Consider the following 22,820-nt stretch of genomic DNA (forward strand, 5'->3'; position numbering starts at 1 on the left):
CTCACACCTCCCTGACCCGCAGTTGGTGTTCGAAGCTGAACACCAGCGCGTGCTCATCGAGGACGATCTTGCTGGTGGGCTCGGCCCGCTCGCCGGTCACCGGGTCGGCGGGGAACAACAGCACGTCCTCCACCAACTCCACGCCGGGCAGCCGCTGCAACACCGCGTACACCTCGCCCGCGTGCACCGGCCGCCCGAACGGCCAGCCCTCGCCATCGGGTCCGCCCGAGAGCGGATTGAAGTAGCCGTAGAGCGCGGCGAGGCCCGCCTCGCGCAGCCGGTCGGTGGCCGCACCGCGCTGCGCCTGCACCGTGGCGACTACCGTCACCCCCTGGTAGTAGGGCGGCTCCACGTGCAGCCTGGTGCCCAGCGGGCGCCGCTCGTCCAGGTGGCCGGCGATGGCCGCGAGCGTCTCGGGCGCCGGCGTCAGATCGTCGAAGCGGACCCGCCCGCGCTCGTCGCCGCGCCCGGCCGGCACCACCAGCAGCCGTACCCCGCCGGCGTCCGCACCGCCCGGCGGCCCGCCGCCGTCCCCGGCGCCCGCCACCTCACCCACCGGGACGCAGTGCACCCGGGCCACGTCCGGCGCCGCCTCCCTGGCCAGTTGCTCGTAGTCGTGCGGGACCACCGCACGGTGCAAGGTGGCCAACGTCAGCGGCCCGCGCACCCGCGCCTCCTCGACGCTCTCCCCGTCGACGCCGCCGAGCGCCGGGCGGCGGTTGTCAACGCGGGCCACGTACGGCATCGAACTGCGCAGGATGCGCAGCGCGTGCCGGGCCACGTTGCCGCGTCGGCCGCCGCCGGTGCGGTAGCGCCGCACCCGCACCGTGCTGTCCTTCGGCGGCACCGCGCCGAACAGCCGCAGCGTCCCGTCGCTCTCGCGCACTCCCGGCCCGAAGTCCACCCGCCCCGAATTGGGGTCCAGGGTGAGGTGCCGGTCGTACGCGGTGGAGTGGGCGAAGTCGTCGACCCGGGTCCACTCCACCCAGCCCGCGCCCTCGGCGACCTCCACGACGAACGGTTCCGCACTCGGCACCACCGGCGGCCTGGCCACCTGGAAGCTCTGCCCCGGCACCCCGTCACAGACGCCGATGACCTCCTCGGTGACGGTCTCGGCGTGGCTGGCCTCCACGGTGCCGCCGATGGTGAACGCGGTGAGCTGGCGCACCGTGGGCGATGCCACGTAGCTGGGTTGGTCGGCCGCGGCCGGTAGCAGCCGGCAGCGGATCCACCCCGCGGTGTGGCCGGCCACCACCGAGGCCAGATGGCCGGCCGGCAGGTGCACGATGACCTCGCCCGCCTTGTTGAAGCCACCGGTGTCGTCCTTGTCCACCTCGCAGGCCACCCAGGCGCTGCCGTCCCACGCCTCCCAGCGCAACGGCGGGCGGAGCGGGTCCACACCCACGCCCTCCACCTTGCAGTCCAGGCGCAGCACGACCACGCAGGAGGGGGCCGGCTGGGACAGGCCGACGTACAGGCAGTCGCCGGGGCGGGGGGTGCTGCCGAAGCAGGGCACGTCGCGGCCGAGCGCCAACTCCTCGGTGGTGTCGGTCGCCTCCGCCCGCACCGGCCAGGTCGCCAGCCGCTCCAGCGAACACGGCACGATCGACAGGGCGGCGCCGGTGGTGAAGACCACCGCCTCCTCGGCCTCGGTCCGCACCGTCGCCACCTCGGTGCCGGCCGGCACCCGCACCGGTTCCGGCTGCGGGGCCGACAGCCAGAAGGTGACGTCGGTACGGGCCGCGGTCGGCGGGTAGAGGCGCACCCCGATCAGGTCGAGGAAGGCCAGGTAGTTCTTGTCCGGCACCCGGTTGAGCCGGTAGATGAGCTGGTCGACCATGGTGGCGAACGCCTCGATGAGGGTGACGCCGGGGTCCGACACGTTGTGGTCGGTCCACTCGGGACAGCGCTGTTGCACCATCCGCTTGGCCTCGTCCACCAGCCCCTGGAAGCGCCGGTCGTCCAGGTGCGGACTGGGCAGCGTCACGGCCCCTCCTCGTGCCGGGGGATCACGTAGAACGGGAAGACCAGGTTGCGCGGGTCGTTGGCGCCCCGTATCGCATAGCTGATCTCGATGTAGAGCACGCCCTCGTCCGCCTCGTCGAAGCGCACCGCCACGTCGGCCACCTCGATCCGCGGCTCCCAGCGCTCCAGGGCGAGCCGCACCTCGTAGGCGAGTTGGCCGGCCGTACCGGCATCGGCCGGGGCGAAGACGTAGTCACCCAGCGCACAGCCGAACTCCGGGCGCATCGGCCGTTCGCCCGGCGCGGTGGACAGGATCAGCCGGATGGACTCCGCGATCTCCTGCCCACCGCGGACCAGGGCGATGCTGCCGGTGGCGTCGGTACGGGGCGGGAAGGCCCAGCCGGCGCCGATGAACTGCTGGACCACGGTCAGCCTCCGATCAGGACGGTGGGACAGCCGGCGACGACCGGCGAGCCGCAGCCCGCCGCGTCGCCCACCCGGGCCGCCGGCCGGCCACCGATCAGCACCGTGGCGCTGCCCGGCGCGAGCAGGACCGACGCCGGGTGCGCGGCCGGTGACGTGCACTGGTGCGGGGTGCCGACAGTGGCGGCCGGGCGCCCGCCGATGAGTACGGTCGGCACACCCGGCCCGGTCAGCACCCCGGGGTGCCCGGTCGGGTCGCCCACCCGGGCGGCTGCTGGCATGTGTGCGATCCCCCTCGGCGATCTGTCGGCGTGCGCCGGAGGGCGCCGCGGCCGGCTCCCTGGGCGCCCCGTGCGGTTCTTCGGGTGCTCCCGCCGGCTCCCCGGGCGGCCCGGCCACGCCGCGTACGGCCCGCTCCCCGGGGCTCCGTACCGCGCCACACCACGTACCGCGTGGTGCTGCTGCCCCGTCCCGTGCTCCGTCCGGTGCACTCCAATGTGTGCTGACACAAGGTCAATTGATGCGGATGAGCGGAGATTTGATGGACACCGTCGAACCACCCTTGACCTCCGTGCGGTTGCTGCCGTGCACCGCCACCTGCTGGCCCTGTACGGCGACGGAGCCTGTCGTGGCGAGCTTCACCTGACCGTTGCCGCCGTCCACCTGCACCCCGCTGCGGGCGGTCAGCCGCACCGCCTCGCCGGCGAGTTCCAACGCGCCCTGACCCGCGTCGAGCGAGACCCCGCTGCCCGCCTTGATGGACACCTGCTGACCGGCCTCGATCTCCACGGTGCCGTCGCTGTGCAGCACGATGGTGGTGCCCTTGCGGTCCAGGTTGATGCTGAGCTTGCCGTCGCCGGTGACCAGCCGCAGGCCCTGCGGGCCGTTCGCCGCGTCGAGCAGCTCCAACTTGTTGCCACCCTTGGAGCCGAAGGACCGCTTGGTCACCGCGCCACTGGTGGGATCGACGGCCCCGCCGCCGGCCGCACCCCCTGTTCCGGCACCGCCACCAGCACCACCAGCCGCGCCGCCCGCAGGCCCGCCGCCGCCCGGCTTGTCCTGCCCGTTGTAGAGCGCGGCGAGCACGTACGGCCGGTCCATCCTGGCCTGCTCGAAACCGACCAGCACCTCGTCACCCACCTCGGGAATGAACGGTTCGCCGCCGCCGATGCCACTGGCCTGGGCGGTGCGCGCCCAGTCGCTCGCGTACTCGTCCGACAGCCACGGGAAACGCACCTTGACCCGACCCAGGCCCTCCGGGTCCTTGGTGTCGGTCACCGTCGCGTTCACCAGACCGGCCCGGTGCCCGCCACCGCCCTGACCGTCCGCCGGGCCGCCGGCCAGCCCGTACAGCGAACGCTCCTGCTGCCCGGAGACCGTCAGCCACGTCTCGTACCCGCGCGCCGCGTCGAACACGTGCCGCGAGGAGGTGACCGTGTACCGGCCGTCGAAGGGCTTGCCGACGCCGGTCAGGGTGACGGCGCCGCCGGCCCGCACCGCCGGATTGCCCCGGATGACGGCCTCCAACTCGGCGAAGGAACCGGCGATCCGCTCCGCCAGCGCCTTCGCCGCCTGATCCACCTCGGCCTGGCTGCCGTACCCGGCGTCGGTCGCCACGTAGGTGGCCTCGCCGAAGGGGCCGGCGGCCTGCGCCGCGGTCAGCCCGAGCGCCAGCGTGCTGGCCGTACCGGCGTCGGCCCGGCCGACCAGCGGCTGCTTGGCCCGTACGTCCCAGCCGCGCACCTCAACCGCGGAGACCTGCTCGGCGGCCGAGACGGCCGCCCGGCAGCGCAACAGGTTGTCACCCATCTCCAGGACGAGCGGGTTGCTGTCGGCGCGGGCCGCGGTGCCCGGCGCGCCACTGGCCCCGGTCGGCTTGGTCACGTGGAGCTGCCCGTCCCGCACCCACACCTGCGCGCCCGCGGCGGCGGCCAGCGTGCACAGGAACTCCCAGTCACTGACGTTGGGTTGGGCCACGTGCTCCAGCACGGGCCCGGCCACGTCCACGGTGCCGGGGCGCAACCCGGCGCGCTGCGCGACCCGGGCGACGACGTCGGCGAGCGTCATGTTCTGGTAGCTGGCCACCCGCCGGCCCCGCAACAGCCGGTGCGACTCGTCGAGACCGCGCACCACCGTGAACGTCCCCGTGTCGTCGATGTCCACCTCAAGGGCGGTGACGTGCCCACTGAGCAACGGTCCCGAACCACCCTCGCCGGCCTCGGCGAGCAACCGCACCGGGGCGCCGATCTCGATGCCGGCCTGTTCCAGGAAGACCCGGCTCGGGTCGCGGAAGCGCAACAGGAACAGGTCGGGCAGCGTACGACTGTCGTCGACGTACCCTTCGACCAGGGCGTTCGCCCACACCGCGGGCAGCGGACGGCCCGCGACCTCGACCACCAACGTCTTGGCGACGCTGTGCCTCACCACGGGACCGCCCCCGCCGCCGCGGGTCCTGACGCCACACCGGGAGCGGCGGACGGGCCCCACCCGGCCACCGCACGCGGCGCCGACGCGAGCTGACCCGCCGGCCGGCCGGAAGCCGGGCCGCCGGCGGCAGCCCGGCCGACGGGACCGGAGCGCCCCACCTGCGTGGGCGCGTGCAACCTGGCCAGCTCGTCGGGCGCCGGCAACAGCAACTCCTGACCGTTGGCCAGCCGCATCGGATCGTCGATGCCGTTGGCCTCGGCGATCACCCGCCACATCGTGGGGTCCCCGTACTCGCGCCAGGCGAGCTCAGGCAGCGTGTCGCCGGTGCGTACCTGGTGCACCCGGCGCGCGTGCAGCGCCCCCGAGGTCGGGTTCTGGCCCGGCGTCTCCCCGCTGATCTCCTCCATCGTCACCTGGCACACGGCCCGGATCGGCACCCCGGAGGTGGTGAACAGGGTGTACTTCACCTGGACCTGACTCAGATAGCCGGGAAAGCCGGTCAACCCACCCCAGTGGAAGACCACCCACGGCGGCGACGAACGCCGCTGCTGCCGGGTCTCGCTGGTCGGCACGCAACAGGCGAGCAGCTTCTCCACCGAGGTCACCACGCTGGTGTCCTGGGTGTCGCTGGCGTCGAAGAACATCTCCACCGTCAGCTTGCTCGGCTTCGGCCCCTGGTACTCGGGCGGCCCCGCGCTCTTGGCGCCCTTGGCCGGGCTGCGCTTCCAGGCCGCCGCCTTGGTGAGCGTCAACTCCTTGGGGTTGAACTGGAAGTCGATGCGCCCGGCCGGCCCGCCCGGGGTGAGACTGCCACCGGGCGGCGGGGTGCGCATCTCCAGGTAGGCGTGTTCCAACTTCGGCCGCGCACCGCCGGCACCGCCCGCGCCACCGGTGCCCGCCGCACTGAACGCCACCGCGCCGCTCATCGCCTCCCCCTCCCCGGCACCGGGCCGCGCCACCCGCCCACGGCTCAGCCCTCCATGACGAAGCCGTGGTGGGCGATCTCGATCGTCTCGACGGCCACCTTGGGTGACTCGGGGTTGAACGCGGGGCCGGTCCAGCGCACCGGAACCACCTCAAGCAGCCCCCACTGGGCGACCTTCTTCCCGTCCCCGGTCCTGGCCTCGATGTGCGCCGTCTTGCGCTTGAACCCGTTCGTCATGCTCGCGAACCACCTGGCCACCTGCTCCGTCTCCCGGGTCAGCGGCCGGGACAGCTTGACGTTCGGGTACTTCAGCCGGGTGGGAAGCTGCCACAGGTGACCGTTGTTGCCACCCTCCTCGCGCTGTTCGAGCACCACCTCACAGCCCAGCCCCTCACACGTGTTGAAGGAGCCCAGCTCGATGCCGTCGATGGTGACGACGAAACACACGGTCACCGCCGGGTCATCGGTCACGCTCACGCCGTACCTCCCTTCCCTGCTTGGTCATGGGTGTTGCTGGTGCGTGGGGGTGCCCGTACATGTCGGTTGCCTGTGCGTGGGCTCGTGCACGGGGGTTGGCTGGTGGTCCTGCCTGCTGTCCCGTCATCGGTACCTGGTCTCGATCAGATGGCCGGCCCGTTCGCGCTCCAACCTGAGCTCCGCCTTGAGGAGCCGACTGAGCGGCGCGAACAGCGCCCGTACCAGGGCGTCGGTGACGGCAGGACCGTCCGCCGCCCGTCCGCCGTCCGCAGGCCGCCCGTCCCCCTGCTCCGCCCCCGCGGGCGGCTCCCCGTCGGCCGCCGGATCGCCCCCTGGCGCGAGATCGTCGGCGGTTACGGGACCCCCCGCCGGGTCGGGCGGCGGATCCGACGGCGTGTCCGGTGGCTCCGGGGGCGGTGGTTCATCCGGGTCGGCCGCCCGCTGGACCACCGTCGGCAGGGTGGCAGCCGGCCGCTGGAAGACCACCGAACCGTCGGCCATCCGCTGCGCCACCCCCGCCGCCACTGCCACCGCGCCGGCATCGACCAGTGGCCCGGCCGCCGCACCCCGGGCGGACTCGACCCGCCCGGACGCGGCGGGCCGGGGCGCGGAATGCCGGGGCGCCGCGGCCCGTTGCAGGGAGGCCCATTGCCCAGTGCTGCCTGACGGGCCCGAGCCGGCCGTGAGGGGCACCGGCCCCGAGCCCGCCGACGTCCGATCGCCCGACGGCGCGCCGGGACCCGCTCCGTTCCCCGAGACCGTGGCCCGCGGTCCGCTCCACCGCTGCACCTCGGTCGCGGGCCGGCCGGCGGTGGGCGCCGGCGCACCGGCCGCGGCCGGTGCCGCCCCTGCGGGCTCCGACCACTGCACCGGTACGGCCGTCTCCGCCGCGGCGTCCCGCGGATCGTCACCCAGCGCCTCCCGCACCGGCGCGGAGAACAGCGGCACCGAACGCTGTGCCACGAGCGGCGCCACGACGGGGCGCACCGGGCCCGCCGCGGCAGGCGGGGGCAGCGGAGTACCGTCGGCCGCGGCCGGCCGCACGGGAACCGGCGCCCGCTGTACGGCGCCCGTCACCGGCCCCGCACCCGCGCCCTGCGCCGCCGGGCCCGCTGCGACCTCCCGTTGTACGGCGGCCGGCGCCCCCGCATCCACCGGCTGCGCGCTCCCGTACGGTGCGCTGACCGGAGGCCCGCCGGCCCGGGTGGTCGGAGACAGCGGGAGCGGGGCCGGTTGTTCCGTCTGCGGCAGGCGGGCGACCAGGGGCGCGTCGGCGAGCAGTGGCCGGTCCGGTGGCCCTGCCGGGGACGGCTGCTCGGCGGCGGCATCGGTGGTGGCGGTGGGCTCGGGCGTCGGCGGGGGAGCGGCGGGCTCTGACGCGTCCGTGGGATCTGTCCCGCCACCAGTGGCCACTTCCTCCGCGGACGGGCCGGGCGGCGGGGGCCCCGCGCTGGTGCTGGCCGCCGGGGTGCGCTGCGCGGTGGGCGGTAGGCCGGCCAGCGGTGCCCCGAGCCCCACGCCCCGTACGCCCGCAGCCGCCCCGGGGCCCGTAGGCGTCCCCTGAGTCCGACCGGTGGCGGTGCCGTCGGCCGGCCCCGCAGGCCGCATCGACCGCTGTACGGTGGCCGAATCCGCGGCCCGCACGGCCGCTGCCCCCGGGCCGCCGTCGGCGCTGGCCGGCTGATGCGCGCGATGCGCGTCGACCCCGGTCGCCTGCGCCCCGTCCGACACGTCCCCTACCTCTCGTACCTCTCGTACCTCCCCCAGCTCCCGCAGCAAGGCGGTCTCCAGCGGGCGCGCCGACGTCAGCGGCTCGGTGGCCATCCGCTGGAGCGCCGCCGACGGCTCGGGCGGGTGGGTGGCTCCGGTGGTGAAGTGCCGTACGGAGGTGGTGGGTTGGCCGGTCGGGGAAGTGGACGGGGACGGCGTGGCGGGCCGGGCCGCCGTGTCGGGCGCGGCAGCAGGTAGGGGGCTGCCGGGGTCGCCAGGTTCGCTGGGCTCGGTCAGGCCGTGGCCGAGGCCGGCGGGCGCGTCGGGGCTGACGAGGTGGCCGAGCGTCGAGGTGAGCGAGGCGTCCTGCCAGGTGCCGAGCGAGGCGTGGAAGGGCTCCGGGTCGGTCAGCAGGGGCGCCGCGCCCACCGTCCGTTGCAGCGGGGGCACCTCCCGCCAGGGCTGCCCCCCGCGGCCCGGCGCAGCGGAGTCCGCGGACCCGCCGGCAGCCGACGGATCGGCAGCGGCACCAGCCGCCGCTCCCTGCTCCGGTGCGGCCCGGCCACGGCCGGACAGCCACGCCCGCAATCCCCTCAACGACCCGCCCTCCCCGCTCGTGGCCCGCGGCTCACTGCCCGTTCAACCGGGCGATCTGGTCGACGTAGCGCAACCGGTCCGCATGTTCCAGATCGAGGATCTGGTCGAGCGACCAGTGGAAGTGGTAGGCGAGGTACGCGACTTCCTCGTGGATCCGGTCCGCCGCGTACGTCACGATTCCCCCAGGCGACCACCGCCGGCGACGTCCACCGCGAACGTGTCCCGGCACGACGGGCAGGTCACCGAGGCCCTGGTGTGCCCCTCGGAGTTGATCCTTCGGTAGAAGTCCTGGAGGAACGCCAGGTCAGAGGCGAACAGGTCCTCCACGATCCCGGTGTGGACGTCCTCGATCGTGCCCAGCTTGACCAGCACCCGGGAGATCAACACCACCGACAGGTAGGCACGGCTCTCCCGCACCCGGTCGTCCCGCAGCGGCACCAACTCGTCCCGCGCGGTCGCAAGCCGCATCACGCCCGCCCGGTGCACGGTGCCCGACTCGTCCACGTACCCGCGCGGCAGCTCGAACCCGAACTCCGTACGCAGCCGCTCGCCCCGCCCCCCGTCGCGCCCCGCGCCCTGCCCGTCGGCAGCTCGCTCGTCGGAAGCCGCGGCGTCCGCCGGCGGCAGGGTGGGCATGCTGGTCCGCCTGCGCATCACTCGACTTCAATGCTCTCGAAGGTGATGGCGAGCTTCTCCGTCAACACCGAGGTGTCGCCCGCCTTGAGCGCACTGATCTCCAGCGTCTTGGGCCACGCGTTGATCAGCTTGTACCGCTTGATCGGAATGCCCTCGTAGTCGTAGACGATGATCGACCCGTTGCGGCGGGCGTTGTTCATCCGACCGAAGCGCGAATCGGTGATCCACCGCTCGAAACTGTTGTCCTCGGTCAGCCCGCGGGTGACGGTCACCTCACCGGCCTTGGGCCGCCCGGGAAGCTTCTTGATCGCGTACTTGCCGTCGGCGGTGTTCTGCTTCAACTCGATGACGTCCTGCTCCATCTTCAACCCGGTGACCTCGGTGATCTGCCGGATCAGCACGCTGTCGAATTCCAGGCCGAAGGAATGCCCGACGGAACTGTCGAGATCGGGCAGCGGCATAGCAGCCTCCTTGAATCAGTGGGTGGCGGTCCAGGGCCTGACCCGGCCAGATCACTCGTCGACCGCGCCGGAACCGCTGGAGAGCTGGGCGAGCCGGAAGACCACGAACTCCGCGGGCTTGACCGGCGCCACCCCGACCTCGCAGATCACCTGACCGGCGTCGATGCTCTCCGGCGGGTTGGTCTCCCGGTCGCACTTGACGTAGAACGCCTCCTGCGGGGTCAGCCCGAAGAGCGCACCCTTGCGCCACTCGTTGACCAGGAACGCCGAGATCGTCCGCCGCACCCGGGCCCACAGCGCATCGTCATTGGGCTCGAACACCACCCACTGGGTGCCGGCCAGGATCGACTCTTCCAGATAGTTGAAGAGCCGCCGTACGTTCAGATAGCGCCAGGCCGGGTCGCTGGCCAGGGTCCGCGCGCCCCACACCCGCATGCCGCGGCCGGGGAAGGCCCGGATGCAGTTCACGCCGATCGGATTCAGCAGGTCGTGCTCGCCCTTGGTGACCTGCGTCTGGAGCGCCACCGCGCCCCGCACCACCTCGTTGGCCGGCGCCTTGTGCACCCCGCGTGAGGCGTCGTTGCGGGCCCAGATGCCGGCGACGTGCCCGCTGGGCGGCACGAACGCATTGCGCCCGACGGCCGGGTCGAACACCTTGACCCACGGGTAGTACAAAGTGGCGTACTTCGAGTCGAACCCCGTCGTCTCCACCCGCCAGGTCTTGGCCTGCTGCGGGCTCAACCCCGGCGGCGGGTCGAGCAGCGCGATCCGGTCGCCCATCAGCTCGCAGTGCGCGATCAGACCCTGCTGGACCGCGATCACCGTCTCCAGATCGAGCACGCGCCGCTGGTAGGCGCTCATCAGATCGGGGACGGCGACCATCGTGACGTCCTCGATGGCCTCCAGACCGCCGAAGCCGGTCCGCTGGTCGGCATCGCCGACGTACGACTCGGCCGACACCTCCTGCGGCGCCACGTCGGCGCCGCCGCCCGCCGGCACGGCCAGCGTGACCGACTGCGGCTCGGGCCGCGGCGGCGCCGCGCCCTTGCCGGGTTCCTCCAAGGCGATCAGCCGGGAGCGCGCCGTCACCTGGGTGGCGACGTTCTCCTTGCTGCGCTTGGTGGTCACCATCGGGTACGTCTCGGCGACCTTGCCGTCGTGCCGCACGGTCAGCTTGAACACGTCCTGCGGCGGATCTTCTGCGTCCGCGTCGCTGACCTCGACCTTCACCTCACCGGTGACACCCGGCAGGGTCCGTACGACGTAGGGCCCCAGCCGTGCCTGCGGGGCGCCGTCCGCCACGTCGGGGGAGGCGCCTTCGGCCGGCTCCGGAACCTGGTCGGCCCGCGGCCCACCGATGCGGATGACGTAGCAGACGCCGCCACCGTTGGCGAAGTACCCGTAGACGGAGGTCGCCAGGTACGTCCCCGCCACGAAATCGCCGAAGACCGTGACGAACTGGGTCCAGTTCGTCACCAGCGTCGGCTCGTTGAAGGGGCCCTTCTGGGCGAAACCGATGAAGGCGGCGACCGAGGTCCCCACACCCTCGATGGGGCGTGACCCGGACTCCACCTCTTCGACGTAGACGCCCGGGGACAGGTACGGCGACGGCATACCACTCTCCTTGGCCGGGGAAACGAGAGCGATTCTGCTCAGCCAATCGATCAACGGAAAAGGACTTCGGGCTACCCGGCGTGCCGTCCGGGTTGCCCCAAGGTGCAGCGGCCCGATCGTCGACCGGACACCGCGGGGTGCACGGCGACGTTCCCCGACCGCCCTGGGAAGTACGGCGCCCTGGGCGCACCCTGGGCGATCAAGTCACCTGTGCACACAGGGAGTTGGCGGATCGGGGAGCGGACCATGCGCACATCACCCGGGCGGTAGCCAGGTGCCGCCGTGAAGAGCGCCCCCGACACGCCCGCCACCACGCGAGGGCGCCCGCCCGCCGCGGGACCCGCCTCAGCGCAGCGCAGCGCCGCGGTGCGCGAACCCGCGGCCGAGCCGGCGGCGGGAGCCGCCGCCGAGACGTCACGGGCGACCCGGGCCGTGCCGGCCGGTGGCCGGGCGCCGGTAGCGGGAGGCCGCGGCCTCGACCGGCGCGCCGTACAGCGGCTGCAACGCGCCGCGGGGAACGCGGCGGTCTCCCGGCTGGTCGCCCAGCGGTACGCGGCGCCGGTGAAGCCCGCACCCGCTCAGGCACCGGGCTTCCGTCGGGTCAAGGCCGACGTCGGGACGAAGAAGCAGGCGATCAAGCAGCACCAGCCCGCGACGACGGAGTCGAAGGCCGCACAGGACGCGGCGGTGGCGCCGCCGGACGACAAGGAAGCCCAGGGCAAGGCGGCACAGGCCGAGAAGATGAACGCGGCCGAGCCGGGCGAGTTCAACAAACAGGCATTCATCGACGCGGTCAACAAGGCCATTGCCGCGCAGGCGCCGAAAAACCTGAACGAGGCCGACAAGTTCGCCGACTCCGGCAAGGCCGACCAGGTCAAGGAACAGGTCGACGGCAAGGTCACCGACGGCAAGAAGACCTCGGCCAAGGAGATCGAAACCACTACCAAGGCCGCCCCCGACACCTCGAAGGCCAAGACCAAGAAGGTCACCCCGATGACGGCGGACAAGCCGCCGGGGAAGCCGGGCGCGCCCAGCGCGGCGGACGCGGTGCCGGACAAGCAGCCGCCGGCGGTGACGGACTTCTCCGCGGGCCCGAAGGCCAACGACGCGGCGATGGCCGATGCGGAGGTCACCGAGGAACAGCTCGCCAAGGGCAATGAGCCGCAGTTCAACGAGGCGCTGAGCGAGAAGAAGAAGGCGGAGGCGCATTCGACGAAGGCCGGGCCGCAGGGCCGGCAGGCCGAGAACCAGGAACTGACGGACGCGAAGGCGGGCGCCGCTGCGGCCGGGGCGAGTGCGATGGCCTCGCTGACCGCGACCCGAACCCAGGCCGGTCAGCAGGTCGACGGTGGCAAGGGCGAGACGAAGTCGAAGGACGAGAAGAAGCGCGAAGAGGTCACGGCCAAGCTCCAGAAGGTCTTCGACGCGGCGAAGAAGGACGTCGAATCCACGCTGAGCGGCCTGGACAAGAAGGTGGACGACCAGTTCGCCAAGGGGGAGAAGGCGGCCAGGGACGCGTTCACCGAAGACCACAAGCGCCGCATGAAGAAGTACAAGGACAAGCGGTATTCGGGTTTCCGCGGCAAGCTGCGCTGGGTCAAGGACAAGTTCAAGGGCCTTCCCCAGGAGGGCCTGAACATCTTCCAGGAGTCGCGCAAACTCTACGTCTCCAAGATGCAGACCGTCATCTCCTCCATCGCCGACACGATCGGCACCGAACTCGGCAAGGCCAAGGCCCGTATCAAACAGGGCCGTACGGAGCTGAAGACGGAGGTAGACAAGCTCCCGCAGGATTTGAAGCAGTACGGCCAGGAGGCGGCCAAGGACTTCGAGGGAAAGTTCGAGGACCTGGAAGCCAAGGTCAACGAGAAGTCCGACGAACTCGTCCAGACCCTGGCCCAGAAGTACACGGAGGCACTCAACAAGGTCGATGAGGAGATCAAGAAGCTCCAGGACGAGAACAAGGGCCTGATCGCGAAGGCGAAGGACGCGATCGTCGGGGCCATCAAGACCATCCTGGAACTGAAGAACCTCCTGATGGGCATCCTCGCCAAGGCCGCATCCGCCATCGGCAAGATCATCAAGGACCCCATCGGCTTCCTGGGCAACCTCGTCAAGGCCGTCAGCGCCGGCCTCAACCTCTTCACGTCCAACATCCTGGACCACTTGAAAAAGGGCCTGGTCGCCTGGCTCCTCGGCACCGCCACCAAGGAAGGCATCGAGATCCCGGCCAAGTTCGACATGAAGGGCATCATCCAGCTAGTCGTCTCCATGCTCGGCCTCACCTGGGACAACCTCCGCGCCCGCATCGTCGCGAAGGGGGTGCCCGAGCCGGCCATGGAGAAGGTCGAGCAGTCGGTGCCGGTGGCGGGGGCACTGTCGCGGGAGGGCCCGGCCGGCGCGATGGACGAAATCCAGGCCGACACGGGTGACCTGAAGACCAAGATTCTGGATGACCTGAAGTCTTATTTGGTGCCGACGGTCATTATCGCGGGCATCTCGTGGATTATTTCGCTGCTGACACCGGCTTCGGCTTTCGTGCGGGCGGTTAAGGGCATAATCGACATTATTACTTTCATTGTTAATCAGGGTGCGCAGATTGTTGAGTTCGTCAATGCGGTGCTTGATGCGGTGATTGCCATTGCGGGTGGGGGCAGTGCTGGGGTTCCGAAGATGGTTGAGGCTGCTTTGGCGGCGAGCATTCCGCTGTTGATTGGATTCCTGGCCGCCTTGGTGGGGGTTGGCGGGCTGGCCAACAAGGTGAAGAGCGTACTGCGGGCGGCGGGGCGGCCGGTTAAGCGGGCGATTGACAAGTTGGTGGGGGTGATCGCGCGGAAGGGGAAGGGGATTTGGAGCAAGCTCAGAAAGAAATTATCCAAAGATGAGCGCAGGAAAGACAAAAACGCTCCAGAAAGCGAGAGCCAGGAAGATAAGCAGCAGAGACTAAACAAGGCAATAGCGGCTGCGAGCAAAGCACTCAGCAAGAATAGTGGGCGCCTTGTGTCGGCCACCACGCTTCGACCGATGTTGAACTCAATCAAAAAACGATATCGCCTTGCCGAACTCACGGCCCAAGAAGAGGGAGATACCTGGAAGGTCGATGGTGCGGTCAATCCCAGAAGGCGTAAGGATACAGAACTCGAAACGAAGAAGGTCTTCGTTTCGAGCATCAAAAAGAGCCTACTGGATTATGCCCCTAACAAGTACGTGGGCGACAAGGTTTACAAGGACTGGGCCCAGCAGATCGAGAAGTCAAAAGTGGGAGGGCAGTCCATCTGGACGAGAGGCGACCTGAACGGTACCGAAAATGAATCCCTCAAGTACTTAGAGAAAAGTTCCACGCACAAAGAATTACTTGGATACTTCAACAAAAAGCGTTCAAAGGACCTAGCCGAGACTAAAGAGTTCACCGATTACACATTTCACGACAAAGACCCTTCTCCGCCGCACGGTGTGCGAAAGAATTTTCTTGAAATTCTCGGCGCAAGCGTGCTCAAGAGAATGCAGAGGAGTGGCCCTGCCAAAGTCAACGACCTGGCTATGGAGCAGGGTGATGAGAAGGTCGCCGATGAGATCCCCAAGATAAGGTTCGTGCTCGGCGATTACCGATACGGTACCTTCGAGGACCTTCCGGGGACGGGGGCTAAAGCCGACCCTGACTTAAAGGAGGCAGTCCAAGCTGCGCCGGGCCCCGAAAAAATAGTGAACTTCCTCAAGGTGATGGCAGTCGGGGGAGAGGTAGGGGGGTTTACGTCGGATAAGTTTCTTCAAGTGTGGAACGCCAACAGCGCTAACGCAAATTGGGTAAAGGAACAGTTCAGAGAAGTGCGACCCGGACGCCATGAGTGGATACCCACCAATTACATCACCCGAGTGCTTGATGTTGCCATCAGGTCTCGCAATCCAGACGAGATCGAGAAGGCTGCTAAATGGGTCACCCTACAGTCGGAACTCAGGTCGTTCACCTGTGACGTTATCTGGGACCTCAGAGTGACGGCCGAGACCAAGGAAATTACGGGCCGGAATCTCTCGGCTCATACAGGAGGCTTCAAGGAAAATACCTACAGTGCCGAGGCTGACCCCATATATCACGGGGATCCGAAAGACCGGAAGCTCCCCCCTAACCCAGATATCAGGATAGCTCCTGGCGGGCTAAGGGGAATGTTTGAGTCCTTCCAGGAAGATCCAGAGGGGAAGAGCGAAGATGCAGAGGGCTTCCTTGAATATTTAGAGGAGAAGCTTGTCGATGGGGGCCTTATCTGGAATGGTGAATTGGACCCCAACCTCCCGCAGGAGGTATACGGTCTCGAAGTGACGGGTACTTATAAGCACAAGACGGTCAGCATTGATGAGGAGCATACGCAGAAGACTGTCAAAGTAGTAGAAATGAAGAATATCTCTCTCCAACAACTTGCGGACATACAGGTGCTCAATTACGCAAGAGTTTTGCGAAATTTCGGTAACGCCAAAACCGCCTTAGGGCAAAGTGGTTGACCACTGGAGGTGTGACACGAGTGGACTCGGTCCTCATGTCAGCAATTGCAGGTCAGCTAGGCTCGAACCAGCCGCCAAATGACGCCAAGCTGGCGCAGATAACAGAGTTGCAGGTCGCGCATGCAGAGTCATTGACCGGGCTAGAGAGGTGCCGCGGTCTCGAAATTCTCATTATGACTGGCTGCGATGCGGCGTCGGCGCCACTGGCCAATATGTCGTCGCTCAGCGTCGTCATCTCACGAGACAGCGCGTTAGAAGAATTGGCTAGTTTCAGCACCTCGGTCAATGTAGTTGAACTGATGAGAAATCGTGTTGTGGACCTGAGCCCTCTATTACGATGCCCTCATCTGATGCGATTGGACGTGACTGGGAATCCGCTAAGCGATGAGTCTTATGAGATGGTCATTCCTGAACTTCTTGATCGGGGCGTCAAAATCGTCAAATCTGGCGAACGCGAGCAGAAAATCAACAAACTTATGTATGAAATGGGGCTCCCCTATTCGTACTACCGGAGCGGTCGGGAGTTTCGTCTTTGCCGCCCTGGTCTGCGTTTGACCAGCTTTCCGGAGCGGAATCACCCGATCATCCCTCCTGATGCCTTGGAGCGAAAGCTAGAGGAACAGCCGGCAAGCGTGGCTGAACTCTTCGAGCAATAGAGGGGTCCCTCCCGAAAGCGAATGAACGAGTGGGCCAATACCCGAGGCCACCCGGCGGCGTGCACAAGGCCCGCATGGCATGGGCGCTCTCACGGCTCATGGTTGAGCCCGTGACGAAGGGGATAGCCGCCCACGCGGTCACGCTCCTCCAAGACGCCGGCCAACTCGCCGGCCGCAAGTACGCCATTGGCGCGATGGCCGCGGCCACCGCTCTCCGCCAACCCGGTCCCGTCACCGTGCTCACCTCGGACACCGAGGACCTGCGCATGTTGTGTGGCAAGGCCCTCACCACCACCAAGGTCTGACCCATCCACGACACTCTCAAGCCACCACCCCTCAAACCAACAACCCCACATACTCCCCAAACTCCGAAGCCAACGTCAGCCGCCCCAGCTTCTGGTACTCCCGCTGCACCGCGTGGATCAGGTCCTCCATGCGGACCGGCCCCCCGGACTCCGCCGCCAAGTACGCCGCCGTCACCGCGACCGAGCGGATGTTGCCGCCCGCCAACTCAAAGGACTCCGCGCAGAAGTCCAGGTCCAGGCCCTTCGCCCGGGGCAACAGTGGGCCAAGGCACCGTTCCCACAGCACCCGCCGCTGCTCCGCATCCGGCATCGGGAAGTCCACCACCAGGTCCAGGCGGCGCGTAAACGCGTCATCCAAGTTGGCCCGGAGGTTGGTCGACAGGATGGCCAAGCCGTCGAACGACTCCATGCGTTGGAGGAGGTAGGCGCTTTCGACGTTGGCGTAGCGGTCGTGGGCGTCCTTCACCTCTGAGCGTTTGCCGAAGATTGCGTCGGCTTCGTCGAAGAGGAGTACGCCGTTGATGCCGGCCGCTTCGGAGAAGATTTTTTCTAAGTTCTTCTCCGTCTCGCCTACGTATTTGTCGATGACTGTGGCCAGATCGACCGTATAGAGGTCAAGGCCCAGGTCGGCCGCGATGACCTCGGCCGACATCGTCTTGCCCGTGCCCGAGTCGCCCGCGAACAGGGCCGCCACGCCGCGGCCACGGCCGCCGCCGGGGCGCATGGCCCAGTCGCCGAGGACGCGGTCGCGGTGGCGGGCGCGGGCGGCCAGTTCGCGGAGTTGGGCCAGTGGGTCGGCGGGGAGGACCAGGTCGGTCCAGGTGACGGCGGGTTCGATGCGGCGGGCCAGACGGTCCAGGCCAGCCGCGTTCTGGGCCCGGGCGCCGGCCCGTACGTGCTCGGCCCGTAGCGCGCCGCCGTCCAGCAGCGCCGTCTGTGCCGCACTGTGCGCCGCCTGTGTGACCTGGGCGGGGGTGAGGAGGAAGGGGGACAGGAGGCGCGGGAGGTCGAGGTCGTGGGGGAGGGGCGCGGGGTGCGCCCGCTGCCACAGTTCTGCCCGCTCGGCCGGGCCCACCCGCGGGGCCGGCAGCAACAACGGCGGGCGGGCCGACCACGTCGCGTCCCACGGTGCTCGTCCGACCAGCACCACCGGTAGTTCCGCCTCCGCGACGAGGCGGATCACCTCAGGCTTCTCCCTGGTCAGCGGGTCGATGGGGGCGCCCACCAGACCGGCGCCGGTGAGGCGGGCCTCGCGGACCAGGATGCGTACGGCGTCCGTCGGGTGCGGGTCGGCCGCCAGGCGCTCCAGGTCCACGCCGATGACCGATCGGCCCGCGCGCGCCAGCGCCGCCGCGGCGAGTGCCGTGCCCGCACCGCCCTGTTCCTCGCGCAGGTAGGTCAACCCGACGCCGCCGGCGATGGCCCTTGCCAACGGTGCCGGGTCGCCCGCGCCTGGCGCCTGGCGCCAGTCCGTACCCGGAGCGCCGTGCCAGGATGCCAGCACGTCGGCGACCCGGGGGTCAGGGGTGTCGCCGCCCAGGAGGTGTGCCGTCACCCGGTCGGGGACGCGCAGCGCGCGCGCCAGGAACGGGCGGTCCGGCTCCTCGACCAACAACAACCCGCCGGCACGCAGTGGCGCGGCCGGGTCAAGGCGGCCCCGCGCCCGCGCATCGGCCGGTGACACGCCACACAGCGAGAGCGCCAGGCCGGCCGACGGGCGTTGCCGGGTCACGTCGTCGTTGAGGTACGCGTAGAACTGCTCGAAGCGGTCGTCCAAGTCCGGCACCAACGCGATGAGCAGGACCTCGACGTCGAGCGGGGTGAGGGCGAAGGTCTGGGTGAGGGCGCGCAGTCGGGTGTGGGGTGGGGCGGCGGTGGTCGTCGCCTTCTCCGTGCCCGTACCCGTGTCTGCGCCCCCGACCTTGCCCCCGGGGTCGTCCTGCCCTGTCAGGGCCTCCGCCTGGTCCGCCCATGCTTCCGCCGCCGCGAGTCGGTCTGCGTCGGTCGGGTCGGGGTCGGTGGTGGTGCGGCCCTCGTCGAGCAGGCGTCGTACGGTGTGGTCGTCCAGGTAGAGGCCGCGGAACGCGTCGTCCGGGTTCGGGTCGGTGGCCTGGCGCGCGTCGATCGCGCGGCGCACCCGTTCCTCAATGAGGGCGGCCCGTGCGAGGACGTGGCGCAAGCTCAACTCGCGGTGTAGATCAGTGAGTTCGTTGGTCATCCTGGCCGTTCTTCCGAGATCCGGCGGCCGATGCCGGGGCGGCGCCGGCGGCCTCGTCCGGGTTCCGCTTCGGGCCCGCCGGCCGCTTCGGGCCCGCCGGCCGCTTCGGGCCCGCCGGCCGGGTCGGGCACGGCCGGGTCGGGGCGGCCGGGCTGCCGGCCGTAGATCGGCAACTCGGCGCCGCCGGGGGCTCGTTCGCGCGGAACCTCCGCCGCGCCCTGCGGATCGTGGTCGGTGAAGCCGAGCCGCAGCCCCTCGTCGGTGACGGGCGGGCCCACCGGATAGACCGGGGATTCGGTCACCGGGACGCTCACCACCAGGTCGAGCGAGGGTTTGAGCTCGCCGCCGAGCGCGCTCCACACATCCGCGAACGAGCGGTCCTCGGGTGGCGGGAGGGCCACCGTCATCGGGACGGCCGCACCGATCTCGGCCAGCGATCCGGTCAGTCGCTCGCTCGGCAGCGACTCGTGCCGCAGCAGGCAGGTCAACAGGGAGGAAAGCAGGCGGTGTTCGTCCTCGGGCCGCTTGGTCCAGGCGGTGATCAGGTACGAGAGCTTGAAGAACCGCGGCGGGCGGCGGCGGGCCACGACGACCCCGCGCGCGTCGTACTCGTTGTGCAGCCCGCGCTCCCGCAGCCGCATGTCCTCGCGGATGTCGTACAGATACAGGTTGACCGTGGGGGCGTTGACCTTGGCCGCCCATTCGCGGGTGGGTGCGTCGAAGACGACCGCGATCTGCGCGCCGGCTAGCACATCCGTACGGAACAGTGACCGCAGCACCTCGTCGACCTCGTGGATCACGCGTCCCTCTCCCTCTGTCGGTTGCCTGCGCGGGTCCTCGCCGCGGGGCTCGCCCGCTCGGTGCGGGGCGGGCGGCCCGGGTCAGCTTCGGCCGGCGAAGTCCGGTGGTTGCAGGTTCCGTTGGACCACCAGGAACGGTTTCTTCATCCGGTCGAGCCCGCGTACCTCGGCACGCAGCTCGCGCGGGCCGAGCCGGTCCTTGCGCAGGATCAGCATCTGCGCGACGAAGGTGCCGTCGGCCTGCACCGTCACGGTCGAACGTGCGGGCGTGATGCCGGGTTTCCAGGACAGCGAGACCAGTGCTCCGGGTGGGAAGTCCGTGCCGCGGACGAGGGCCACCTGACCCGGCGTGCCCACCTTCGGGGTGAGGGTGAGCTTGGGTTGCAGGATGCGGAGGGGGACCGTGGCGCGGTTGTCGCGCTGGTCCGGGTCGGCGAGCGAGCCGCGTACGGACACCCGTACGTCGCCGGTGACCGCCGTGCGGTAGCTGGCCGTCTGGGTCACGACCAGCCGCCCACCGGGCACGATCGAACAGGGGGCGCGCCGGGTGCACGCCGAAGGGGCCGCCACGCTGCGCTGTCCCGTCTTCTTGGTACGCGGCCAGGTGGTGTCGACGACCACGTCGCGCGCCGTGTCGGGGCCGGCGTTGGTGAGGACGAAGCTGGCCGTGGTCGGCCGGCCGGGGTAGCCGCGGGCGGGGGCGACACCCGCACTGACCGCGACGTCGGCGCTGGGCGGCCGGGGCGGCTCGGGCGGGGTCGGTGGGTTGGACGGCGGGTTGGGTGGGTTGGACGGGTTCGGCGGAGTCGGTGGGTTCGGCGGGTTGGGTGGCTGGGGGGCCGGCAGTACGGTGAAGGTTGCCGTGCCGGCGCCCTCGTTGCCCGCCGCATCGGTCGCGGTGCAGGTCACCGTGGTCCTGCCGACCGGGAACAGCGAACCCGACGGCGGGTCACAGGTGACCGGCAGCGATCCGTCCACCTGGTCGACGGCGGCGGCCGGGAAGGTGATGCGCGCGCCGTTGCCTTCGGTCGCGTCGACCGTGCGGTCGTCGACGACGACCTCCGGTGCCGTGACGTCGTTGACCTCGATGCTGATGCGCTGGCGGTAGTTGGGGGCGGGGCCAGGCTCGTCGTCGCCGCCGCCCGAGTCGCCGTCCTGGTCTCCGCCGGGTGTGCCACCGCCGGGTGTGCCGCCAGGCTCGCCACCGTCTTGGTCGCCGTCTTGGTCTCCGCCCGGGTCGCCACCGTCCTGATCGCCGTCTTGGTCGCCACCCGGGCCGCCGGGCCCACCTGGGCCACCCGGGCCGCCGGGGCCACCCGGTCCGCCCGGATCACCACCGCCCGGAGTACCACCGGGATCGCCACCACCCGGGTCGCCGCCGGGGCCTCCGTGGTGGCCGCCCCCGGTCGAGGTCGCACCGCCCAGTACGCCGCCGAGCATGCCGCCCGTCTGCGTACCGTGTTGGCCGCCGTGCGTGCCGGCGATCACGCCGCCGAGCACGCCCCCCACGACGGCGTCACCACTGGTTTCCCCGCTCGTGTCCCCATTCGTGGCACCGTGCGCGGAGCCGTCCGTGGCACCCGAAGTACCGCCGTGCGTCTGGCCGTTGCTGCCCCCGCCGTGTGCGTGGCCGTCGCAGGTGCCGCTCTTGCCCGCGATGGCACCACCGAGTACGCCGGCCACCCCGCCGCTGTTGCGCCCGCTGTCGGAGCCGCCCACGCCACCGGCAACCAGGCCCGCGATGGCTCCCGTACGGCAACCGTCGGCCGAGCCGGTGAGGCCGCCGAGCACACCCGCGACCAGGCCGGCGTTCTGGCCGCCGTCACTCCCACCGACCCCACCGCCGATCACGCCCGCGACGGCACCGCGCTCACCGCCGCCCGCATCCACCGCGGCGTCGCCGTCCGGCCCCTGCCCCGCGGCCCGGAACAGTCGGTCGTACGTCGTGGAGTCGGGGTCGGGCACCTTGCCGTCCAGCAGGAACTGGATGCCGCACTCCACCGTCCTGCCCTGTGGTGCGTCGGCGGTGAGACTGATGGTCTCCTTGAAGGTGGCCACCTCGCCGCTCGTCACCTGCTGTGAAGCCGGTTCGAGGCGCACCTGGACGGCGGGGTCGCAGGTGGCGGGCTGGTGGCTGACGGTGGTGGGCAGGTTGGTCAGGCCCTCGGTGATCTTCTCGGCCACCTGGTCGGCGTCGATGCCCTGGAACAAGCTGCCGTGGGTGGCCTCGATGACGCGGCTGGCCTGGTCGGGTTCGTGGGTCGGCTCGCCGTTCTGGCCGGGGCCGTTGCCGTTGTCGCCGTTGCCGTTCAACCCGTCGCCCAGGTACGTCGCCACGTCGACGCCGATGACCCGTACGCCCGCGTCGACCAGCGCGTTGGTCGCCTCCGTCAGGGTGTGCCCCTCGCTCGGATCGTGGCTCGACGCGTCGCCGACCAGGACCACCACCGGGCTGGCGTCCGGCCGGAACCGGGTCGCCCCGTCGGCCCCGCCGGCGATCCGCCACAGGGCGTTGATCCAGTCCTCGGCCGGACCGGGGCTGCCCTTGCCGAGGTCGGCCTTGAGCGCGTCGACGCCGTCGGCGACGGCCTTCAGGTCGTGGGTGAGGCCCTGCTTCACGTCGAAGACCAGGTCCTTGTCGGTACGGTCACCGAACCTGGCCACCGCGAACCGGGAGTCGGGCTGTGCGGCCCGCACCTCGGTCGTGATCGTGCCGAGGTCCTTCCGCAAGTCGGTGAGGGTGGCGTCCATGCTGTACGTGCCGTCCACGAGCAGCACGACGTCCGGCCGCGGCGGCACCACGGGCGTCCGCACCTCCTTGACCACCTCGATCGAACCGCCCGGATCGAGTGAGCGCTCGACGAGCGCCGGCGTGATGCCGGCGCCGGGGCCGGGCGAGCCGCGGTCGACGGCGGCACCGGGTACGACGCTGATCGCGAGCAACAGCGTCAGGGTGAGGGTCGCTATGCGGAACACGCCGGGGTGGTCGGCGAGTCCGGCCCTGCCCGGCGGGTCGCCCGTACCGCGGGCTGGCCACCACCGGGCGCGCCCCGCGGTGTCGGTCCCGGTCCGCGTTGGAAAGCGCTCACGCCCCCCGCACAGCACACCCCAC

17 protein-coding genes are annotated in these 22,820 nt (G+C 70.2%); 3 read left to right on the top strand and 14 right to left on the bottom strand.

Translation table 11 applies throughout. The annotated features are described in order from the left end of the window. Nucleotide 1: 1 nt before the first annotated feature. The 11 genes from ACMA1D_RS13535 to ACMA1D_RS13585 all read right to left on the bottom strand — a co-directional run bounded on the left by ACMA1D_RS13535 (nt 2) and on the right by ACMA1D_RS13585 (nt 11,235). A complete protein-coding gene (locus ACMA1D_RS13535; RefSeq protein WP_414724185.1) occupies nt 2-1,987 on the bottom strand; it encodes a putative baseplate assembly protein in 1,986 nt (661 codons plus the stop codon). Continuing rightward, on the bottom strand, nt 1,984-2,391 hold the full coding sequence (locus ACMA1D_RS13540) for a GPW/gp25 family protein (protein ID WP_414724186.1): 408 nt from the start codon (nt 2,389-2,391) through the stop codon (nt 1,984-1,986). Before ACMA1D_RS13540 ends, ACMA1D_RS13535 begins: the two co-directional genes overlap by 4 nt. Before the next feature lie 2 nt (nt 2,392-2,393). Then, a complete protein-coding gene (locus tag ACMA1D_RS13545; protein WP_414724187.1) occupies nt 2,394-2,669 on the bottom strand; it encodes a PAAR domain-containing protein in 276 nt (91 codons plus the stop codon). A 232-nt stretch (nt 2,670-2,901) separates the two neighbouring features. Further along, the gene (locus ACMA1D_RS13550) at nt 2,902-4,815 is read right to left on the bottom strand and encodes a VgrG-related protein (protein ID WP_414724188.1); all 1,914 of its coding nucleotides are present in this window, start codon (nt 4,813-4,815) and stop codon (nt 2,902-2,904) included. After that, nucleotides 4,809-5,741: a peptidase M23 gene (locus tag ACMA1D_RS13555; RefSeq protein WP_414724189.1), complete on the bottom strand. Its 933-nt coding sequence runs from the start codon at nt 5,739-5,741 to the stop codon at nt 4,809-4,811. The genes ACMA1D_RS13550 and ACMA1D_RS13555 overlap by 7 nt, the downstream gene beginning before the upstream one ends. A 44-nt stretch (nt 5,742-5,785) precedes the next feature. Further along, entirely contained in the window at nt 5,786-6,217 is a 432-nt protein-coding gene (locus ACMA1D_RS13560; RefSeq protein WP_414724190.1) for a phage tail protein, read from the bottom strand. 123 nt (nt 6,218-6,340) lie between these two features. Continuing rightward, a complete protein-coding gene (locus tag ACMA1D_RS13565) occupies nt 6,341-8,377 on the bottom strand; it encodes a hypothetical protein (RefSeq protein WP_414724191.1) in 2,037 nt (678 codons plus the stop codon). A gap of 178 nt (nt 8,378-8,555) precedes the next feature. Continuing rightward, complete coding sequence (locus ACMA1D_RS13570; RefSeq protein ID WP_414724192.1) at nt 8,556-8,699, bottom strand: DUF6760 family protein; 144 nt, start codon at nt 8,697-8,699, stop codon at nt 8,556-8,558. Continuing rightward, the gene (locus ACMA1D_RS13575; protein ID WP_414724280.1) at nt 8,696-9,160 is read right to left on the bottom strand and encodes a hypothetical protein; all 465 of its coding nucleotides are present in this window, start codon (nt 9,158-9,160) and stop codon (nt 8,696-8,698) included. The genes ACMA1D_RS13570 and ACMA1D_RS13575 overlap by 4 nt, the downstream gene beginning before the upstream one ends. A 17-nt stretch (nt 9,161-9,177) precedes the next feature. Then, a complete protein-coding gene (locus tag ACMA1D_RS13580) occupies nt 9,178-9,621 on the bottom strand; it encodes a phage tail protein (protein ID WP_176160556.1) in 444 nt (147 codons plus the stop codon). Nucleotides 9,622-9,672: 51 nt separating this feature from the next. After that, nucleotides 9,673-11,235, bottom strand: coding sequence for a phage tail sheath family protein (locus tag ACMA1D_RS13585; protein WP_414724193.1), 1,563 nt, complete (start codon nt 11,233-11,235; stop codon nt 9,673-9,675). 534 nt (nt 11,236-11,769) lie between these two features. On the opposite strand from ACMA1D_RS13585, the gene ACMA1D_RS13590 reads away from it, so the two are divergent. The 3 genes from ACMA1D_RS13590 (at nt 11,770) to ACMA1D_RS13600 (ending at nt 16,690) form a co-directional block, all read left to right on the top strand. After that, on the top strand, nt 11,770-15,729 hold the full coding sequence (locus tag ACMA1D_RS13590) for a phage tail protein (RefSeq protein ID WP_414724281.1): 3,960 nt from the start codon (nt 11,770-11,772) through the stop codon (nt 15,727-15,729). A 20-nt stretch (nt 15,730-15,749) separates the two neighbouring features. Continuing rightward, nucleotides 15,750-16,385: a hypothetical protein gene (locus tag ACMA1D_RS13595; RefSeq protein ID WP_414724194.1), complete on the top strand. Its 636-nt coding sequence runs from the start codon at nt 15,750-15,752 to the stop codon at nt 16,383-16,385. Between the two features lie 110 nt (nt 16,386-16,495). Beyond that, entirely contained in the window at nt 16,496-16,690 is a 195-nt protein-coding gene (locus ACMA1D_RS13600) for a hypothetical protein (RefSeq protein WP_414724195.1), read from the top strand. 31 nt (nt 16,691-16,721) lie between these two features. Here ACMA1D_RS13600 and ACMA1D_RS13605 read toward each other — a convergent pair whose 3' ends face one another. From ACMA1D_RS13605 to ACMA1D_RS13615, 3 genes are all read right to left on the bottom strand, one after another. Next, nucleotides 16,722-18,908, bottom strand: a complete 2,187-nt coding sequence (locus ACMA1D_RS13605; protein WP_414724196.1) for an ATP-binding protein — start codon at nt 18,906-18,908, stop codon at nt 16,722-16,724. Continuing rightward, on the bottom strand, nt 18,905-19,708 hold the full coding sequence (locus tag ACMA1D_RS13610) for a DUF4255 domain-containing protein (RefSeq protein WP_414724197.1): 804 nt from the start codon (nt 19,706-19,708) through the stop codon (nt 18,905-18,907). Before ACMA1D_RS13610 ends, ACMA1D_RS13605 begins: the two co-directional genes overlap by 4 nt. Before the next feature lie 81 nt (nt 19,709-19,789). Further along, on the bottom strand, nt 19,790-22,684 hold the full coding sequence (locus ACMA1D_RS13615; protein ID WP_414724198.1) for an HYR domain-containing protein: 2,895 nt from the start codon (nt 22,682-22,684) through the stop codon (nt 19,790-19,792). Nucleotides 22,685-22,820 lie beyond the last annotated feature (136 nt).

It is taken from the genome of Streptomyces sp. 796.1, assembly GCF_047525675.1.
Classification (GTDB): Bacteria; Actinomycetota; Actinomycetes; order Streptomycetales; family Streptomycetaceae; genus Streptomyces.